We start from the raw sequence: 20100 nt of genomic DNA, 5'->3' as shown, positions 1-20100 counted from the left end.
ATAATCTAAAATCAGAAATATGAAATAACTTATAAATGAGAATGGACATACGGGAGGAAAAAAGTGAAAAAAATACTGTCCCCTATGGAAAAACTGAATTTTCCGGAGAGTGAAGAGCTTCCGGAAGGTGTCAGAGAAATAGAAGCAGAAGACACCTTTGGATACTGTACAGAGCTATATCCGGATGTAGAGTATGCAGAACACAGTGGAAAGAAATTACACCTTCAGATCATGACACCAACAGTATTTGGACAGGATCTGAAATGGCCATTGATCGTATATGTGCAGGGTTCTTCGTGGCACAAACAGAAGCTTTTTCAGAGCCTTCCCACACTGGCGAGGATGTGCGAAAGAGGATATGCGATCGCCATCGTAGAGCACAGAGAAAGCGAGCTGGCTCCATTTCCGGCACAGGTAATAGACGTCAAAACAGCAATTCGTTTCTTGCGTTTAAATGGACAGAGATATCATATTGATACAGATAAGATTTCTCTCTGGGGTGATTCAAGCGGAGCCCACAGTGCTTTGATCGCAGGAATTACAGGTGATACAAAGTATCTTCCGGAGGAATATCCTGAAGTCAGTACAGAAGTCGATTGCATTGTCGACTGGTTTGGACCAACGGATCTTATGGCAGCAGTACAGCATCCCGCAGTCATTGATCATGATTCCAGTACCAGTCCGGCAGGCATTCTGATCGGGGGAAAATCACTTCATGATCACCCGGAAGATGTTTATCCGACCAATCCCGTGGTTCATTTGCAGCCTGACCGAGAAACACCTCCGATTCTCATTATGCACGGTGGCAGGGATCCACTGGTTCCGTTTAATCAGTCCTGCATTTTATATGAGGCATTAAAACAGATGGATAAAGAAGTAGAATTTGTCAAGCTGAAAAATGCCGGACATGGCTGGGGCGGCTTTATGAGCGAGACCGCATTAAATATAGTAGAAAACTTCATTAAAAGGGAGAAATAGAATGGAACAGGAAACACAGACACCACACAAACGAAGAGTACGATACAAAGGAAAATATCCACGCAAATTTGAAGAAAAATATAAGGAACTTAATCCGGAGAAATATAAGGACACGATCGAGCATGTTATCAGCAAAGGAAATACGCCTGCTGGAATGCATATTTCTATCATGGTAAATGAAATCCTTGATTTTCTCAAGATTCAGCCAGGTGAGACAGGGTTTGATGCGACACTTGGATATGGCGGTCACACCAAAGCGATGATGGAGTGTCTGCACGGCGAGGGGCACATGTATGCAACAGATGTGGATCCGGAAGAGTCTGCAAAGACCCGTAAGCGTCTGGCAGAGCAGGGATTTGGAGAGGATATTCTGACAGTGAAACTTCAGAACTTCTGCACAATTGACGAAATCGCAAAGGAAGCCGGCGGTTTTGATTTCATCTTGGCAGACCTCGGTGTGTCATCTATGCAGATCGATAACCCGAAGCGCGGTTTTTCCTTCCGTGCAGACGGACCGCTGGATCTGCGCCTGAATCAGGAAAAAGGAATCAGTGCAGCCGAGCGACTGGACAAGATTAGCCGCGATGAGCTTGCCGGAATGCTGTATGAGAACTCTGATGAGCCATACTGCGAGGAAATTGCTAAGGCAATCACAGATGAGATCCGCAAAGGAAACCGTGTGGATACTACTACGAAATTACGTGAGATCATAGAAGAAACTCTGGATTTCCTTCCGGAAAAAGAAAAAAAAGATACTGTCCGCAAAACCTGCCAGCGAGTTTTCCAGGCACTGCGTATCGACGTGAACCGAGAATTTGAAGTTCTCTATGAATTTATGGAAAAGCTTCCGGATGCGCTCAAACCAGGCGGACGCGTGGCAATCCTGACTTTCCACTCCGGAGAGGACAAACTGGTCAAGAAAGCACTGAAAGCCGGATATAAGGCAGGAATCTATTCTGATTACGCCAAAGATGTCATCCGCCCATCCGCCCAGGAATGTGCCCAGAATGGACGCGCCAGATCAACCAAAATGCGCTGGGCAGTCAAATCAGAATATTAAATAAGAAAAAGGCATCTGGGAGAAAATCTCAGATGCCTTCGTTCATTATAAGAGCTATGTGTCTGTATTATCTGTCTGCACCGTAGTACTGGTCAGAGCCAAAGCCAAGAATCAGTAAGAAGATTGGCTGTAATAAGATGAGTCCGATCGCAAATCCAATACCACGTCCGAATGCTCTTGCAAGTTTTACGCAATACATGATATTGATCACTGTAAGCGCAATCTTAAGCAGAATAACGATCAGTGAGAGAAACATGCTTTCATTAAGATTGGCATTTGATACATAAGAAAGTAATATTCCAAGGATAAAATTCAGCCAGAAATAGGATGTCTGCCAAGCAATTTTGTAGGAAACATAATCACCGTAGATCGGAATAAGGCTTTTCCACCCTGCCTCACCGGCTTTGGTAAAAATATTCCAGTTTGCGATGATCTGCAAAATCCACCATACAAAAGCAAAGATCAGATACATACCGCCTAAGACCATCATAGAACTGATTATAAGAAGTCCCATAGTTATTGCCTCCTAATTTTTTGTACCCTCATTAAAGCACAATCAGGGTGGACTGTCAAATGGGTGGAGGTGGGACAGAAAAATTCATGACATGCTTACCTTATCGTGATATACTGTTCAATATGAAACCTAGGGGGAAAGAATTTTGATAATTACAGGTGAACTTAAGAATAAAATTGACAGTTTGTGGGAGATGTTCTTGAAATAAAGAATGGCAAAAATCAAAAAGCAGTAGAAAATCCTGAAGGGAAGTATCGTTGACGTATTCACAGATCTTTCAGTATGGATGGGAATCAGAAAAACAATAGAACAGGTCAATGCCAATGCATTGGCTGCGTAAAATTATTTAAGGAGTATCTACATGAACAATCTACTAAATAAAATCCACCAGCAGAACGCAACTGCTTTCACCCACAGCGGTAAATTCCATGCAGATGATGTGTTTTCGGCTGCGTTATTACTATATTTAAATCCGGAGATCACGATCACACGCGGCAATCGCGTGCCTGAAGATTTTGACGGTATCGTATTTGATATCGGTCGAGGCAGATACGATCATCACCAGAAGGACAGCAGAGTTCGTGAGAACGGCATTGCCTATGCCGCATTTGGGCTTCTCTGGGAGGAGCTTGGATCAGAGATCCTTGGCGAAGAATTGGCACAGAAATTTGATGAAGCTTTCGTGCAGCCACTGGATAATAACGATAACACCGGTGAAAAAAACGAGCTTGCTTCACTGATCGGAAATTTCAATCCAACCTGGGATGCTGAAGGAAGCAACGATGAAGCCTTTTTCCAGGCTGTCAGTGTTGCCGGAATGATTCTGGAAAACAAATTTGACCGTTACAGAGGAAATGAGCGTGCAGACAAACGAGTAGAAGAAATCTACGAAAGACATATGCAGGCATTTCATGACAGAGAAAAACACAGCGAGGATGCAAAGATTCTGATTCTGCCGGAGTTTGTACCGTGTCAGAAATTCCTTTCTGAGACGCCAGTTGCATTTGTGATCTTTCCGTCTAACAGAGGCGGTTACTGCATTCAGCCTCAGAAAAAAGAATACTCCATGAATTACAAATGCAGTTTTCCTTCAGAATGGCTTGGTCTCGAGAATGAAGAACTGCAGGAGGTTACAGGACTTAAGACTGCAGGATTCTGCCACAAAGGCGGCTTCCTTATGACAACCGGAGAACTTGCGGATGCAGTACAGGCATGTAAGATCAGTATGGAACAGTTTCGCGAGAAACCAGTGATTGTAAGCTTTGGCGGAGATACCGAATATGATGAACTCCTTCACCAGATTCCAAAATTACAGGCAGCAGAAATCATTCACATAGATATCCAACCTCTTCCGGAAGTAGAAATTCAGGGCATCTATGCAGAAGTAAGCATGGAAAAACAGGAGTGGAAAGCCAGAATCAAGGAACAGGTAAAACAGATCCTGAAATACAAGCCAGAGGCCGTTTTTGTCGGAGAAAATCTCTTCGTGGCATATCCAATCGTACATGCACTGCGTAAAAAACATATCCCGGTGCTAGTGCCGGCAGAAAAAGACGGACAGAAACTCCTTATTCGAATCCCGTCAGGTTCATAAACGAATAACTTTCATAACGCTGCAACACACAAAAGGAGGTTATTAACAGATGATTCGTCTTCAGGATATAGCTGAAATGGCTGGTGTCAGCCGCACTACCGTATCAAATGTGATAAACGGAAATACAAAAAGAGTTTCGCAGGAAACTATTGATAAAATCACAGCAATCCTTAAAGAACAAAATTATGTCCCACATATGGGGTCAGTGATGCTTTCCGGTCATGGTTCCAGAATCATAGGCGTAGTACTTGGATTTCATTATGCACATGGTATGCAGTCTCTTCAGGATCTGTTTGTAGGTGAATTGGTTGGAACGATTCAGATGGAAACGGAAGAAAAAGGATACTATGTTATGCTTATCGGCGGTGAGAATATTCAGAACGTAGTAGACATTGCTTCAAAATGGAATGTCGAGGGTCTGATTATCCTTGGATACACGGAAGAACAGTATCGCAAACTTTCTCGTAAGTTAAATAAAAAAATGATTCTGATAGATGCCTATCCCGAAGGTGCCTATACCTTCCAGAATGTCGGTGTAGATGATTACTCAGGAGGGTATCAGATTGGAGAATATCTCTATTCCTGTGGCTATGAGAAGGCCCTGTTTGTTGCGGAGACAGAGCAGGACAGTGACTATTATCGATGGACGGGATTTAAACAGGCGATGGAAAAGCAGGGAAAATTCTGTAGTCGTTCCCGTTATATCGTTGTTCCGGGTGAAAAAAATTCGCGTCTCAGGAAATACAGAGAACTTCTTCCACGCTTCCTTGAAGCGAAAGCACTGGCTTTTTCTTCTGATTTTGATGCAATTGAAGCAATGAATTTCTTTTTTGATGAGGGAATCAAAGTTCCGGATCAGATATCCATTACGGGTTATGATGACAGTATGTATGCGAGTATGGTTCGTCCAAAACTGACAACAGTTCATCAGGATGTCAGGCAAAAAGCGCATGTGGCATTGAAACGGCTGATGAAACTGATTCAGGGAGAAAGTCTGAAAGAATTAAATATAAAAAGTCCGGTTTATTTAGTAAAGAGGGATTCTGTCAGAGAATGACGGAGTCCTTCTTTTTTTGTTGCATAGCGAAGAAAATCAGAAAAAACGAAACTGGACTTGTGCAAAATATATAAAAAAGTGAGAGAAACTTTGGATAGATTATAAGTTTCACGAGAAACCTGTTGATTTTACTGGGATGCAGGGGTTATGATATAGTCACCGAAAGGGAAGAGGACAGACGGGTTCGAGGTAACATTTCCCAGATCAATGGTCCTGCGCAGCTTTCATACTTCTAAAAAACATCATGGAGGAAAGAAAAGATGAATAATAAAAAATTGTCAGTTTGTTACTGGTTGGTGCTTATTCCTGTACTGCTTGTATATCTTTTCTGCCAGAAATGGATCATGAACGGTGTTGTTGCAGGAGCAGTCAAGTAATAAATGAAATCTGCGGAGTAATTCGCAGGTTTCGTTAACAAAATAATAAACAGGAGATGATTAATAACATGGAGAAAAAATGGTGGAAAGAAAGTGTGGTATATCAGATATATCCTAAAAGTTTTAAAGACAGCAACGGAGATGGCGTAGGGGATATCAGAGGAATCATACAGAAGCTTGATTATCTCAAAGAGCTTGGTGTAAATGTTTTATGGATATCTCCGATGCTGGAATCTCCTCAGGATGATAATGGTTATGATATTTCTGATTACCGCAGAATTTATAAAGAATATGGAACTATGGAGGACTATGAAGAACTTTTGTCAGAAGCTCACAAAAGAGATATCAGAATCCTGATGGATCTCGTAGTCAACCACACTTCTGATGAACACAACTGGTTCATTGAGAGCCGCAAGTCCAAAGACAATCCGTACCGTGATTATTATATCTGGAAAGATCCTGTCAATGGAAAAGAACCAAACAACTGGGGCGGTGTATTTGGCGGTTCTGCATGGGAATATGATGCACAGACCCAGATGTATTACCTGCATCTGTTCTCAAAGAAACAGCCGGATCTCAACTGGGAAAACGAGAAAGTACGTCAGGAAGTTTATGATATGATGACATTCTGGTGTGAAAAAGGAATCGATGGCTTCCGTATGGATGTTATCAGTATGATTTCCAAAGACCAGGCATTTCCGGATGGAAAAATGAATAACAGTCTCTATGGTGATTTTGGACCATATTGCGTACATGGTCCAAGAATTCATGAATTTCTTCAGGAAATGAACAGAGAAGTCCTTTCCAGATATGATATCATGACAGTTGGTGAAACTTCAGGAGTTACCATCGAAGAGGCACAGAAATATGCGGGAGAAGCCGGAAAAGAACTGAATATGGTATTTCAGTTTGAGCATGTGGATAATGGAAGCGGTGATTACGGAAAGTGGACAACTGAGAAATATGATTTCAAAGAGTTCAAGCGCATCATGATCAAATGGCAGGAAGAACTTCAGGGCAAAGCATGGAACAGCCTGTTTCTTGGAAATCATGATCAGCCGAGAAGTGTCAGCCGATTTGGAAATGACAATCCGGCATACAGAGAGACTTCCGCAAAAATGCTGGCAACCTGTCTTCATATGATGCAGGGAACACCGTATGTATATCAGGGTGAAGAGCTTGGTATGACAAATGTCTACTTCGATAAACTGGAAGACTATCGTGATATTGAGAGTATCAATTTTTTTACAGAACTTACGGAATCAGGACTTATGACTCCGGAATACATGATGAAATGTCTGATGCTGAGAAGCCGTGACAATGCGAGAACCCCTATGCAGTGGGATGATTCAGAACAGGCCGGATTTACAGATGGCGAGTCCTGGATCAAAGTGAACCCGAACTATAAAGAGATCAATGCGGCGCAGCAGCTCAAAGATCCGAACTCTATTTTCCATTACTATCAGAAACTGATCAGCCTGCGTAAAGAAAAAGACATCATCGTTTATGGTGAGTTTGAACCGCTTTATCGTGACGACGAGCAGATTTTTGCTTACACAAGAAAACTGGATCAGGAAAAACTTCTGACAGTCTGCAATTTCAGTGACAAAAATGCAGAGATGGAGATTCCGGAAGAATTCAAAGGAGCAGAATGTCTGATCACAAATCTTGACAGAACTGTATTTGAAGGTAAAATTGTTTTGAAACCATATGAAGCATTTGTACTTTATAAAAAATAAGAGGTAGCACAGAGATGATTAGAAAATACAGATATGGAGCTCCGTTTGATACGGAGGCACTGACCGAAAAAATTGAAACAGCTGAGGAAGCTTTTCCATATGGGGAAATCAGCCAGAAAGAAGGATTTGCTTTTACCTATATCATGGACGAAGATGACATCGTTTATGGTCTGGGCGAATCCAACCGTGGAATCAATAAGAGAGGTTACTGCTATATCAGCAACTGCACAGATGATCCAATTCATACAGAGGACAAGCGTTCTCTGTATGGAGCCCACAATTTTATTATAGTAAGCGGAAAGACTACATTTGGCCTGTTTTTTGACTATCCGTCAAAACTGACCTTTGATATCGGATATACCAGAATGGACACCCTCAAAGTGTCCTGCGAGAATGCAGATCTGGATATCTATGTGATCGAAGGTGAGAATGCTTACGATATCGTAAAACAGTTCCGTCGTGTGATCGGCCGCAGCTACATTCCGCCGAAGTTCGCTTTTGGTTTTGGACAGAGCCGCTGGGGCTATACAACAAAAGAAGACTTCCGCGCAGTTGCAAAAGGATATCGTGAAAATCATATCCCGATCGACATGATCTACATGGATATTGACTATATGCAGGATTTTAAGGACTTCACAGTCAATGAGAAAAACTTTCCTGATTTCCCTGAATTTGTAAAGGAAATGAAAGACCAGGAGCTTCGCCTGATCCCGATCATTGATGCCGGCGTCAAGGTGGAAAAAGGCTACGAGGTTTACGAGGAAGGTGTAAAAAATAACTACTTCTGTAAAAGAGAAGACGGAAGTGATTTTGTTGCAGCTGTATGGCCTGGAGATACCCATTTTCCGGATATGCTGAATCCGGAAGCCCGGAAATGGTTCGGAGATAAATACCGTTTCCTGATCGACCAGGGAATCGAGGGATTCTGGAACGATATGAATGAACCGGCAATCTTTTATTCTTCTGAGGGACTTGCAGAGGCAAAAGAATTCGCCGGAGAATTTGCAAAAGACACCGAAGGCAAGATCCATCCGTGGGCAATGCAGGCAAAGATGAAAGATATTGTTAACAGTCCGGAGGATTACAAAAGATTCTATCACAATGTAAATGGTAAGAAAATCCGCCACGACAAAGTGCATAATCTTTTTGGTTATAACATGACAAGAGCAGCCGGAGAAGCATTCGAACGCATTGATCCGGAAAAACGTTTCCTGATGTTTTCCAGATCTTCTTATATTGGAATGCATCGTTACGGAGGAATCTGGATGGGAGACAATAAATCCTGGTGGTCACACATTCTTTTAAATCTGAAGATGCTTCCATCTCTGAATATGTGTGGATTTATGTACACAGGCGCAGACCTTGGCGGATTTGGTGACGACACGACCAGAGATCTTCTGCTCCGTTTCCTTGCACTCGGTGTGTTTACACCTCTGATGCGTGATCATGCGGCAGAAGGAACAAGAGAACAGGAATGTTACCAGTTCGAAAACATCGAAGATTTCCGCAGCGTCATTAACGCCAGATATCGTCTTGTGCCGTATCTTTACAGTGAATACATGAAAGCTGCGTTGAATGACGATATGTACTTTAAACCGCTTGGCTTCGTTTATCCGGATGATAAGATGGCAATCCGCGTCGAAGACCAGCTGATGCTTGGCAACGAGATCATGATCGCACCGGTATACGAGCAGAACGCAAGAGGCCGTTACGTTTACCTGCCAGAAGAAATGAAATTCATCAAGTTTATGCCGGATGGAAGCATTTCTGAAGAAGTCCTCGAAAAGGGAGTTCATTATGTGGATGTTGCTCTCAATGAAGTGCCTCTTTTCATTCGAAGCGGCAAATGCATCCCGGTTGCAGAAGCAGCAGAGTGCGTGAAGGATATTGATACAGAAAATATGCAGCTTATCGGATATGAAGGCAGCAGCTATACTCTGTATGAAGATGATGGAATCCATAAAGATTATGATAAGAAAGAAAATTATCGGGTTCTGACGAAATAAGTAAGTTCTAAAAGGATACGCAGTGCGTAGCGAATTGGAACTGTAAAGTAAATAAGTGCAGAGAAAGGCGTGAGTTATAGAAATATGGCTTGCGTCTTTTTCTTTGCCTGAAAGGAAGTGCAAAAATTGAAAAAAAGGATAAGATTGCAATCAGAGAAAATAAACGAGATAAAATTTTTCTGTGGAATCGGATATATAGTGGCACTTGTACTTTCAGCTCTACATTTCACTACAGTTATTCAATAAGATTATTGGAGCATAAAATTAGTATTGCTATTGTGCGGACATTTGCATATAATAAAGATATATGGAAATACTACTCACGAAAGGAGATGTTTTATATGGCTACAAAATCAGCAAATTTATATGCAAGGATTGAACCAGATGTCAAAGAAAAAGCAGAAAGTATCCTGTCTACACTTGGTATCTCTGCTTCCAGTGCTATCAATATGTTTTATAAACAGATTATCTTACAGAGAGGACTTCCGTTTGAAGTAAAAATACCATCTGCCAGACCTGTTGATATCAGCACATTATCAGAAGTAGAGTTCAATGAAGAATTGGAGAAAGGATATGCAGATATGCAGGCTGGACGGACAAAAAATGCGAAGAAAGCATTTGCTGACATTCGCAAGGATTATGGCTTATGATATATGAAGTAGAATTATCCGAACAGGCTGACAGTGACTTGAGAGGGATTTTTGAATATATTGCTTTTGAATTACAATGGTTGAATGAAAAAGTAACTTCCACCATACATTGGCACAGGTAAAATAAGACCTTTTTGCAGGACTAACATCCATATAGTTCTGGATTATTCGTAAAAATTAACATATAATAAGGGCAGAAAACAAAGCTTTTTCTGGAAGATGGGCATGATTTTGGGACCACTGAAAGTACTTTTGAAAAATTAACTTCCACCGGCCTGATTATGAAACCAGCACCGGAAATGGATCTTGCAGTTACTTTTTCAAGAGTGATGGTTTAAGGATCACCTGGTTGGCGGGAATCCTTTCCAGCTGGCAGAGGTCCAGCAGTTTTCTGTCTATCAGCAGCAGAGCCAGTTCAAACGGGGTGCAGCCGTTTAAACTGGCTCTTGCTACGCTATTGATGTGGTTGGTGATCAGAGTTACCTGCTCCTGGTCCAAGCCTGCGAATGTCGTACCTTTGGGGATAATATAACGGATGAATTCATGATTTTTTTCCAGACGTCCCTTCTGCCAGGAAGCCATGGGATCGCAGTAAAAGACACGGGATAGAAGTTCACCTTCAGGCCGTTCAAAAATAGCTGGATCTTTGAATGAGGCACCATTGTCTGTAAGAATGACCGGAAAGAGTTTTCGATATAGCTCTGCTCCCAGATGGGTATATATTCGCTGAAACACATCTTGTACGTTGTCCTTCCTGTCAGCCTCCATAAGAAAAATAAGCATAAGGCTACAATTACGGAAAAGCATGGTCAACAGTACTTGTTCTGATTTTCCCCCGGCACCTTCCACCACATCTAATTCCACCACATTTGTATCTGGAAACTTTTCCAGATATCTCTCAAAATCCTGATAGGATCTGTCTTTTCTATATCCAGTGTTGTCAGGTTCTCTGCGGACCTGCCGACGTTTTTTGTAGCGGACCTTCCGGGGAAGGTCGAGGTTGATTGCAGTGAAGTATCCCTGGTCTATATAGTTGTAGAGGGTCCTTATAGAACAAGGGACGGATTCCTGATTAGAAGCAAAGATATGGGACAAAGGCTGTCCCTGCAGAAGCAGAGGGGAAACCAGACGGTCCAGCTGTTCCAGGGACTCAGGAGTCTGGTTAATCCCAGACCGTGAAGAAGATTTTGTTTCACTGTAAATATCGTTGGCATAATTGGCCCTGTAGAAATAGAAGTCGTGGGAACAGTTGCGTATCTGAGGGCAGTCATTACACACGTAGGGGGGCTTTTTTAACTTTTCGCAGAGTCTGGGAGTAAAGTCAGGACAATACATGGAACAGCGCTTAGGGCGGCATTTCCAGCATAAGGAATTACAAGTCTGATTCCCGCAGATATGCTGCTTTACACAGTTCTGAAAATGCTCGCATTCTGAGCGCTTCCGCTGGGTTTCGTTTTGAAAATGAGGAACCCGGAAAAGGTGACGCCGAATCTCCTTGGAAATGGTAGAAGAATCCTTGTTGATTCTGCAGGCAATCTGCGTGAAATTTTCCCCACGGCTGATACCATGTTCAATGGCAGCACGATCAGCAAGGGTAAGGTGTTTTTTGTTTCCAGTAGCTTTAGTAGACATAAATGAATCCTCCTATACAATAAAAATATCCCATTTCCGGTAGTTGGAGGATATGACCAGGGAGGAGCCCTGGTATTTCTTATAGAATAAACGATTGCAAGACTAACTTCCACCCCCAGTTCCTAATGTAGAGCAAAACAGACTAAAGGTGGAAGTTAGTTTTTCATTTAAGGATTCACAGAATGTTCATAATTAATTAGCACTCACCTCTTTACAGTGCTAACAATATGTGTTATATTACGAATATAACAAAGATGACCAAAGGATACAGAAAGAAATTTCAGTATCCTTTTCCTACGATATACAAGGAGGAGAGCCTATGAACATCAGTAAATTTACTCAAAAATCAGTACAGGCTGTTCAGGATCTTGAAAAGGTTGCTTACGAATACGGCAACCAGGAAGTAGAGCAGGAGCATCTTCTGTATGCCCTGTTAACGCAGGAAGACAGCCTGATCCTCAAATTGATCGAAAAGATGGAGATCAATAAAGATTATTTTATCAATACAGTGAAAAAAGCGCTGGATGCAAAAGTAAAAGTATCCGGTGGTGATCTGAGATTTGGCCAGTATCTGAACAAATCTTTGGTAAACGCAGAGAACGAAGCAAAAGCAATGGGAGACGAATACGTTTCTGTTGAGCATCTGTTCCTGTCCTTGCTGACACAGCCAAGCCCAAGCATGAAGAAAATCTTCAACGAGTTTGGAATCACCAGAGAGAGATTTCTCCAGGCACTTTCAACTGTAAGAGGCAACCAGAGAGTTGTCAGCGACAATCCTGAAGCAACCTATGACACCTTAAATAAATATGGTGAGGATCTTGTCGAAAAAGCAAGAAACCAGAAACTGGATCCAGTCATCGGCCGTGATGCAGAAATCCGTAACATCATCCGAATCCTTTCCCGTAAGACCAAGAACAACCCGGTATTGATCGGTGAACCTGGTGTTGGTAAAACAGCAGCTATCGAAGGTCTTGCACAGCGAATTGTTGCAGGTGATGTGCCGGAAGGCCTTAAAGAAAAGAAAATCTTCGCACTGGATATGGGCGCACTTGTTGCAGGTGCAAAATACCGTGGCGAATTTGAGGAACGTCTGAAAGCAGTTCTTGAAGAAGTCAAAAAGAGCGAGGGTGAAATCATCCTCTTCATCGATGAACTTCATCTGATCGTCGGCGCCGGCAAAACAGACGGTGCAATGGACGCAGGCAACATGCTGAAACCTATGCTTGCCAGAGGTGAGCTGCACTGTATTGGTGCAACCACACTGGATGAGTATCGCCAGTACATTGAAAAAGACGCTGCTCTTGCACGTCGTTTCCAGCCAGTCATGGTTGATGAGCCGACAGTAGAAGATACCATTTCCATTCTTCGTGGCCTGAAAGAAAGATACGAAGTATTCCATGGTGTTAAGATCACAGACAGTGCCCTTGTTGCGGCAGCAACCCTTTCTCACAGATACATTACCGACAGATTTCTTCCTGACAAAGCAATCGACCTTGTCGATGAAGCATGCGCACTGATCAAGACAGAACTGGATTCCATGCCGACAGAGCTGGATGAACAGAGACGTAAGATCATGCAGTTAGAGATTGAGGAATCTGCTCTTAAGAAAGAAACAGATAATCTGAGTAAAGAACGTCTGGCAGACCTGCAGAAAGAACTTGCAGAAATGAGAGACACCTTCAATACTCAGAAAGCACAGTGGGATAATGAGAAACATTCTGTAGAGAAGCTCCAGAAATTACGTGAGCAGATCGAGGATATCAACAAGCAGATCCAGAAAGCAAAACAGAACTACGATCTGGAAAAAGCAGCCGAGCTGCAGTATGGAGAACTTCCAAAACTTCAGCAGCAGCTGGAGATTGAGGAAAAACAGGTCAAAGAAAGTGACCGCAGCCTGGTGCATGAGGCAGTTACAGACGATGAGATTGCAAGAATCATTTCTCGTTGGACAGGCATCCCGGTAACCAAACTTACTGAGGGAGAGAGAACAAAACTCCTTGGCCTGGAAGATGAACTGCATAAACGTGTGATCGGACAGGATGAAGGTGTACGTCTTGTGACAGATGCAATCCTTCGTTCCAAAGCAGGTATCAAAGATCCGACCAAACCAATCGGTTCATTCCTTTTCCTTGGACCTACCGGTGTTGGTAAGACAGAACTTGCAAAAACTCTGGCAGCAACGCTGTTTGATGACGAACAGAATATGGTACGAATCGATATGAGTGAGTACATGGAGAAATATTCTGTATCTCGTCTGATCGGAGCGCCTCCGGGATATGTTGGATACGAAGAAGGCGGCCAGCTGACAGAAGCTGTTCGTCGTAAACCATACAGTGTAGTACTGTTTGATGAGATTGAAAAAGCACATCCGGATGTATTCAATGTACTTCTTCAGGTACTGGATGATGGACGAATTACAGATTCTCAGGGCAGAACTGTAGACTTTAAGAATACCATTCTGATCATGACCTCCAACATTGGTTCCCCGTATCTTCTTGAGGGAATTGATGAAAACGGCGAGATCAAACCAGAAGCTCAGGAACAGGTTATGAATGACCTGCGTGGACACTTCCGTCCGGAATTTCTGAACCGTCTGGATGAGATTATTCTCTTCAAACCATTGACAAAAGATAATATTGGTGGCATAGTCGACCTTATGGTCAAAGAACTCAGCGACCGTCTGGCAGACCAGGAGCTTTCTCTTGAACTGACAGATGCAGCCAGAACACAGGTAATCGAAAATGGATATGATCCGGTTTACGGAGCTCGTCCACTGAAACGTTATCTGCAGAACTATGTGGAAACACTTGCAGCCAAGAAGATCCTTTCCGGGGATGTTCATGCAGGCGATACACTGGTACTGGATGTCAAAGACGGAGAGTTTGTGATTAATACGAAATAAATGTGGCTGTGGATATGGCGCGCAGTCACAGGAAGTAACAGGAGGTACCTATGATACCAAAGGATCCAGTGATGCTGTTGAGCTATGTCAATACACAGCTTAGAGATTATTATGATTCCCTGGACGATTTCCTTAAAGATAAGGAGTTGTCCAGGGAGGGGCTGATAAAGAAACTCGCGTCGATTGATTACCAGTACGATGCCGAGCTTAATCAGTTTGTATAAAGAATTCCCGGTGTTGGGAAATTGAAAGAAGAACTTCAGAAGGAAAGTGAATCCGAGCGTTATTATCTGAAGTTGGTTCAATTCAAAACTTCTAAGTCATCAAGGTGTACATGCTTTTGCTAAAACCGATACAGAAAATGCTGAACTCGCATCTAAAGATGCTCAAACAGCAGCATTTTCTGTATCAACGCAAAAACCTGTACGACCTGATGCCTTCACGAAGTTTTTCAGGCGAACCAACTTCAGATGATAACTCCAGATTCCATCCTTGCTGGAGTTCTTTTTTGTTTCCCTCGCACCGTACTTTATACTTGTTAGTGTGGCGTTGGGGGGAGGGGGTCGCCGAACATAAAGCCTCCTGAATGGTTACTCCACACGCAGATAAATACAACTCACAGCCGAGTATCAAGCCTCCTGAATGGTTATTCCACACGCAGATAAATATAGATCAACAGCCGAGTATTAAAGACTCCTGAGAGGGAAACATCTGCAGGAATTCTTAGAAATACTCAGGATAGTATCAGACTGTGTTATGGATTAAAAAGTGCATTGTCTGAGCGTAAGCGAGTTATGCACTTTTAATCCATGAATTTAACAGGCTGAGAATATCCCTAGTATTTCTGAATTCCGAAGCCGTTTCCACGCCAGGAGTCTTTAATACTCGGCGTAAACTATATATTAATTCATATTTATTTCCATTTCTAGAATCTTTATACTCGGCGTCAAATCTGATTTTTTTGTGAAATCTACAAAAACAGTTGCATTTTCTGCACAAATGCATATAATAAACAATTAGCCGACTAATCAATAGCCGACTAATCAAAACAACAGACATCACATGGAGGTGAAGACTTGTTTACAGATGAAGAACCAGACTTTTGTCAGAGAGAGTATAAATCCAGTATTCTCACAATGTTTATGCGGATTGACCGGCGTTTTATGGCCAAATGCTTTGGACAGATGCAGGAACTGGGAATCTATCCGGGACAGATACCGGTGCTCGGTCTATTGGCACACAAAGACGGACTGAGCCAGCGCGAGATCGCAGAAAAACTGCACATCAAACCACCGACTGTCAACGTAACTGTCCAACGCCTGGAAAAAGCGGGATTCCTTTACAGAGAAGCCGATGAAAAAGATCAGCGTATCTCAAGAATCTATATGACAGAAAAAGGCAAGCAGGCCAAAGAAAGTGGCATGAAGAAGGTGCAGGATAACGAGAAAATACTTCTCGATGGTTTCAGCGAAGAAGACCTTTGCCTTCTGCGAAGATTTCTGGACCAGATCACAGAGAACATTGAAAAAATACCGGTTGCATCCGGTAAGAACAACACCAGGAAAGAGAGGCAGCAAAAGTGATCAAACTGATGAAATATCTGAAAAAATCAGCTGGCTATGTAGTACTGATCATAGCACTTCTGTTTCTTCAGGCTTACTGCGATCTGTCACTGCCGGATTACACATCCAAGATCGTTAATGTGGGAATCCAGCAAAGTGGTATCGAAGACAGTGTACCTGAAAAGATCAGAAAAACATCCATGGATAATCTGAAATTATTTATGGATGAAGAGGAAAAAGAAACCATAGATTCCTATTATGAAGAAGATGGGGACAACCTCGTACTAAAAGATGATGTAAAATCTGAGGAACGAGAGAAACTCAACGATATTTTAACAAAACCGATGATGATAGCTGCAAGCTTTTCATCCGGCAGTGACGAAGTAAATGAGATGCTTGCAAAGATGGGAGTTCCGGAAGGAACAGATCCGATGCAGGCAATCGCTCAGCTGCCAGAGGAAGCTCTGACCTCAATGATCGAGAAGATCAGTGAGAAGATTGACAAGATGCAGCCATCCATCCTTACACAGGCTGGTGTAGCTTATGTAAAGAGTGAATACGAGGCAATGGGTGAGGATGTCGATGCGATCCAGATGCATTACATCAAAATCTCAGGCGTTAAGATGCTGGGAATGGCACTTATCACCATGCTCTGCGCAATCTGCGTGGTATTTCTTTCATCCAGAGTGGCAGCAGCGCTTGGTCATGACCTGAGAAATGCAGTGTACAATAAAGTTATTTCATTCTCAAGCCGTGAATACCATAAATTCTCAACAGCATCCCTGATCACCCGATGCACAAACGATATTCAGCAGGTGCAGCAGGTAATGGCAATGTTTTTCCGTATCGTACTATATGCGCCGATCCTTGGTATCGGTGGCGTGATCCGTGTATTGAAGACGGATTCTTCTATGACATGGATCCTTGGTCTTGCAGTAGGCCTGATCCTTGTTGTGATCGTTGTTCTGTTCCAGGTGGCAATGCCTAAGTTTACAATACTGCAGACTCTGGTTGACAAACTGAACCTGGTAACACGTGAGATCCTGACAGGTATCCCTGTTATCCGCGCATTCAGCCGTGAAAAACACGAAGAAGAACGTTTTGAAGAGGCAAATCTAAGACTTACAAAGACAAACCTGTTTGTTAACAGATGTATGACTTTTATGATGCCGACGATGATGCTCATTATGAATGGTGTCTCTGTGCTGATCATCTACAGTGGATCTTATGCAGTAGACAATGGAACCATGCAGGTTGGTAATGTTATGGCATTCATTCAGTATGCAATGCAGATCATCATGTCCTTCCTGATGATCACAGCAATGTCCATTATGCTCCCAAGAGCAAATGTTGCAGCACTTCGTATCAACGATGTACTCAATACAAAAGTCAGCATAACAGATCCGGAAAATCCGGTTCAGCCAGAGGCGAATGTCAAAGGAACCGTTGAATTCGACCATGTAAGTTTTGCATATCCGGAAGCAGGCGAAAACGTCATCAGCGACATCTCCTTTAAGGCAGAAAAGGGCGAAACGATCGCCGTGATCGGAAGTACCGGAAGCGGAAAGAGCACACTGATCAATCTGATTCCTCGTTTCTATGATGTGACAGAAGGCCGTGTTCTTGTCGACGGAGTGGATGTTCGTGAAATGACTCAGAAAGAAGTACGATCCAGACTTGGATATGTTCCACAGAAGGGAGTCCTTTTCTCCGGTACGATCGATTCCAATATCCGCTACGGCAAGACTGATATTTCAGAAACAGAAGTAAAAGAAGCAGCAGAGGTTGCTCAGGCAACAGAATTTATTGATGCGAAACCAGAGAAATATGCTTCTCCGATCGCTCAGGGCGGAACAAACGTATCCGGCGGACAGAAGCAGCGGCTTTCAATTGCAAGAGCGATCGCCAAGAAACCGGAGATATTTATTTTTGACGACAGCTTTTCCGCTCTGGATTTCAAGACTGACAGTACTCTGCGTAAGGCTCTGAAAGAACATACCAAAGATGCTACAACGATCATTGTTGCACAGCGTATCAGCACGATCCTGAATGCAGACAAGATCATTGTACTGGATGATGGACATATGGCAGGAATTGGTACTCATGGAGAACTGATGAAAAACTGTGAAGTTTATCGTCAGATTGCAATGAGTCAGCTGTCAGAGGAGGAATTGGCATGAGTGGACAGAGACGACGCGGACCGATGGGCGGTCATGGACCTGGAATGCGCCCGACAGAAAAAGCAAAAGATTTTAAAGGTTCAATGGGAAAATTGTTCCGTTATATGAGCCGTTATAAATTACGTTTTGTAATGGTATTTATCTTTGCGGTTGCAGGAACTGTTTTTAATATTGCAGGACCTAAGATCCTTGGTAAAGCAACGACAGAGCTTTTCAACGGCCTGGTTGCCAAGGTAAACGGAACCGGAGGCATTAATTTTGGCAAGATCGGAATGATCCTGCTATGGACATTGGGATTATATCTGGCAAGTGCATGTTTTTCCTTTATCCAGGGATGGATCATGACAGGAATCTCCAATGATGTAACCTATAATTTAAGAAAAGATATTTCAAAGAAGATCAATAAACTGCCGCTCAATTATTTTGAGAGCAGAACAAACGGTGAGATCCTCTCAAGAGTAACAAACGATGTCGATACTCTGCAAATGAGTCTGAACCAGAGTCTGACCCAGCTGATCACATCCGTAACAACACTGATCGGTGTATTTATTATGATGCTGTCCATCAATGTGTGGATGACACTGGCAGCACTTCTGATCCTGCCGGTATCTATGTTTATCATTCAGACAGTGATGAAGCATTCACAGAAATATTTCCAGGCACAGCAGAATTACCTTGGTGCAGTCAATGGCCAGATCGAAGAAAACTTTGGCGGCCATGATGTGGTAAGAGTTTTCAACAAAGAAAATGATGTTCTGGAGGAATTTGAAAAGGACAACAAAAAGCTCTACGAATCAGCATGGAAATCTCAGTTCTTCTCAGGAATGATGATGCCGATCATGCAGTTTGTAGGAAACCTCGGATATGTGATGGTTGCACTTCTTGGTGGTGTTTTTGTTATCAAAGGTTCCATCGAAGTTGGTGATATCCAGTCCTTCTTCCAGTATATCCGTAACTTTACACAGCCAATCCAGCAGATCGCTCAGGTTACAAACCTTCTGCAGTCTTCAGCTGCAGCATCCGAGCGTGTGTTTGAATTCCTAGATGAAGAGGAAGAAGTACAGCAGCCGGAAAATCCGGATTCTATCGAAGGACTCAACGGAAATGTACAGTTTGAGCATGTAGAGTTTGGCTATAATCCGGATAAGATCATCGTGCATGATTTTTCAGCAGATGTGCATGATGGCCAGAAGGTAGCTATCGTAGGTCCGACCGGAGCGGGAAAAACGACCATGGTAAAACTTCTGATGCGTTTCTATGATGTAAACAAAGGCGCGATCAAGGTTGATGGCCATGATGTCAGAAACTTCAACAGAAGTGAGCTCCATGAAATGTTCGGAATGGTTCTTCAGGACACCTGGCTTTTCTCAGGAACGATCATGGAAAACATCCGTTACGGACGTCTGGATGCAACCGATGAAGAAGTTATTGCAGCGGCAAAGGCTGCTCATATCCATAACTTCATCATGCAGCAGCCTGGCGGATACCAGATGGTACTGGATGAGGAGACAAGCAATATCTCTCAGGGACAGAAACAGCTTCTTACCATTGCAAGAGCAATTCTTGCAGACAACAAGATCCTGATTCTTGATGAGGCAACATCTTCTGTCGATACCCGAACAGAAATGCAGATCCAGAAAGCAATGGACAACCTGATGAAGGGCAGAACAAGCTTCGTTATTGCACACAGACTTTCTACGATCAAAGATGCAGATCTGATCCTTGTTATGAAGGATGGCGATATCATCGAGCAGGGAAATCACAAAGAACTCCTGGCAGCAAATGGATTCTATGCGGATCTTTACAACAGCCAGTTTGACAAATAATTAATAGGACACCGGGCGGCTGC

14 protein-coding genes are annotated in these 20100 nt (G+C 42.9%); 12 read left to right on the top strand and 2 right to left on the bottom strand.

Features of this window, described 5'->3' with window-relative positions:
• Positions 1–63: 63 nt before the first annotated feature.
• Both NQ503_RS13130 and rsmH read left to right on the top strand, forming a co-directional pair.
• Positions 64–978: an alpha/beta hydrolase gene (locus tag NQ503_RS13130; protein WP_233435644.1), complete on the top strand. Its 915-nt coding sequence runs from the start codon at positions 64–66 to the stop codon at positions 976–978.
• Between the two features lies 1 nt (position 979).
• Positions 980–2038 carry a 16S rRNA (cytosine(1402)-N(4))-methyltransferase RsmH gene (gene rsmH / locus NQ503_RS13125; RefSeq protein ID WP_005425347.1) on the top strand — a complete coding sequence of 353 codons (1059 nt, stop codon included), beginning with the start codon at positions 980–982 and terminating at the stop codon, positions 2036–2038.
• A gap of 67 nt (positions 2039–2105) precedes the next feature.
• On the opposite strand, the gene NQ503_RS13120 is transcribed toward rsmH, so the two are convergent.
• On the bottom strand, positions 2106–2552 hold the full coding sequence (locus tag NQ503_RS13120; protein ID WP_005425348.1) for a DUF5684 domain-containing protein: 447 nt from the start codon (positions 2550–2552) through the stop codon (positions 2106–2108).
• A gap of 361 nt (positions 2553–2913) precedes the next feature.
• Between NQ503_RS13120 and NQ503_RS13115 the strand changes: the two genes are divergently transcribed.
• From NQ503_RS13115 to NQ503_RS13095, 5 genes are all read left to right on the top strand, one after another.
• The gene (locus tag NQ503_RS13115; RefSeq protein WP_005425349.1) at positions 2914–4146 is read left to right on the top strand and encodes an MYG1 family protein; all 1233 of its coding nucleotides are present in this window, start codon (positions 2914–2916) and stop codon (positions 4144–4146) included.
• A gap of 49 nt (positions 4147–4195) precedes the next feature.
• Positions 4196–5203, top strand: a complete 1008-nt coding sequence (locus NQ503_RS13110) for a LacI family DNA-binding transcriptional regulator (RefSeq protein ID WP_005425350.1) — start codon at positions 4196–4198, stop codon at positions 5201–5203.
• 445 nt (positions 5204–5648) lie between these two features.
• Positions 5649–7319: a glycoside hydrolase family 13 protein gene (locus tag NQ503_RS13105; protein ID WP_044925738.1), complete on the top strand. Its 1671-nt coding sequence runs from the start codon at positions 5649–5651 to the stop codon at positions 7317–7319.
• 14 nt (positions 7320–7333) lie between these two features.
• Positions 7334–9325, top strand: a complete 1992-nt coding sequence (locus tag NQ503_RS13100) for a glycoside hydrolase family 31 protein (protein ID WP_005425354.1) — start codon at positions 7334–7336, stop codon at positions 9323–9325.
• A 341-nt stretch (positions 9326–9666) separates the two neighbouring features.
• The gene (locus NQ503_RS13095) at positions 9667–9975 is read left to right on the top strand and encodes a type II toxin-antitoxin system RelB/DinJ family antitoxin (RefSeq protein WP_044925739.1); all 309 of its coding nucleotides are present in this window, start codon (positions 9667–9669) and stop codon (positions 9973–9975) included.
• A gap of 312 nt (positions 9976–10287) precedes the next feature.
• Here the strand turns inward: NQ503_RS13095 and NQ503_RS13090 are convergent, their stop codons facing one another.
• Positions 10288–11607 carry an IS30 family transposase gene (locus NQ503_RS13090; RefSeq protein WP_009243531.1) on the bottom strand — a complete coding sequence of 440 codons (1320 nt, stop codon included), beginning with the start codon at positions 11605–11607 and terminating at the stop codon, positions 10288–10290.
• Positions 11608–11926: 319 nt separating this feature from the next.
• On the opposite strand from NQ503_RS13090, the gene clpB reads away from it, so the two are divergent.
• The 5 genes from clpB (at position 11927) to NQ503_RS13065 (ending at position 20077) form a co-directional block, all read left to right on the top strand.
• Positions 11927–14509 (top strand): ATP-dependent chaperone ClpB, encoded by a 2583-nt coding sequence (gene clpB, locus NQ503_RS13085; protein ID WP_005424921.1) that lies wholly within the window; start codon positions 11927–11929, stop codon positions 14507–14509.
• A 50-nt stretch (positions 14510–14559) separates the two neighbouring features.
• Positions 14560–14733 (top strand): DUF4250 domain-containing protein, encoded by a 174-nt coding sequence (locus NQ503_RS13080; protein ID WP_005424922.1) that lies wholly within the window; start codon positions 14560–14562, stop codon positions 14731–14733.
• Between the two features lie 852 nt (positions 14734–15585).
• Positions 15586–16092, top strand: coding sequence for a MarR family winged helix-turn-helix transcriptional regulator (locus NQ503_RS13075; RefSeq protein WP_022388270.1), 507 nt, complete (start codon positions 15586–15588; stop codon positions 16090–16092).
• An 8-nt stretch (positions 16093–16100) separates the two neighbouring features.
• On the top strand, positions 16101–18251 hold the full coding sequence (locus NQ503_RS13070) for an ABC transporter ATP-binding protein (RefSeq protein WP_005424924.1): 2151 nt from the start codon (positions 16101–16103) through the stop codon (positions 18249–18251).
• Complete coding sequence (locus NQ503_RS13065) at positions 18248–20077, top strand: ABC transporter ATP-binding protein (protein WP_005424925.1); 1830 nt, start codon at positions 18248–18250, stop codon at positions 20075–20077. The genes NQ503_RS13070 and NQ503_RS13065 overlap by 4 nt, the downstream gene beginning before the upstream one ends.
• Positions 20078–20100: the final 23 nt, after the last annotated feature.

Source organism: Blautia obeum ATCC 29174 (assembly GCF_025147765.1).
GTDB classification, from domain to species: Bacteria; Bacillota; Clostridia; order Lachnospirales; family Lachnospiraceae; genus Blautia_A; species Blautia_A obeum.
Note: the sequence above shows the minus strand (reverse complement) of the source record. Positions and strands in the feature narration are given on the sequence as shown.

Bases quoted from the DNA above. Each gene is read 5' to 3' on its own strand.
- rsmH (WP_005425347.1), top strand. From the start codon at position 980: ATGGAACAGGAAACACAGACACCACACAAACGAAGAGTACGATACAAA.
- NQ503_RS13120 (WP_005425348.1), bottom strand. From the start codon at position 2,552: ATGGGACTTCTTATAATCAGTTCTATGATGGTCTTAGGCGGTATGTAT.
- NQ503_RS13115 (WP_005425349.1), top strand. From the start codon at position 2,914: ATGAACAATCTACTAAATAAAATCCACCAGCAGAACGCAACTGCTTTC.
- NQ503_RS13110 (WP_005425350.1), top strand. From the start codon at position 4,196: ATGATTCGTCTTCAGGATATAGCTGAAATGGCTGGTGTCAGCCGCACT.
- NQ503_RS13105 (WP_044925738.1), top strand. From the start codon at position 5,649: ATGGAGAAAAAATGGTGGAAAGAAAGTGTGGTATATCAGATATATCCT.
- NQ503_RS13100 (WP_005425354.1), top strand. From the start codon at position 7,334: ATGATTAGAAAATACAGATATGGAGCTCCGTTTGATACGGAGGCACTG.
- NQ503_RS13095 (WP_044925739.1), top strand. From the start codon at position 9,667: ATGGCTACAAAATCAGCAAATTTATATGCAAGGATTGAACCAGATGTC.
- NQ503_RS13090 (WP_009243531.1), bottom strand. From the start codon at position 11,607: ATGTCTACTAAAGCTACTGGAAACAAAAAACACCTTACCCTTGCTGAT.
- clpB (WP_005424921.1), top strand. From the start codon at position 11,927: ATGAACATCAGTAAATTTACTCAAAAATCAGTACAGGCTGTTCAGGAT.
- NQ503_RS13080 (WP_005424922.1), top strand. From the start codon at position 14,560: ATGATACCAAAGGATCCAGTGATGCTGTTGAGCTATGTCAATACACAG.
- NQ503_RS13070 (WP_005424924.1), top strand. From the start codon at position 16,101: ATGAAATATCTGAAAAAATCAGCTGGCTATGTAGTACTGATCATAGCA.
- NQ503_RS13065 (WP_005424925.1), top strand. From the start codon at position 18,248: ATGAGTGGACAGAGACGACGCGGACCGATGGGCGGTCATGGACCTGGA.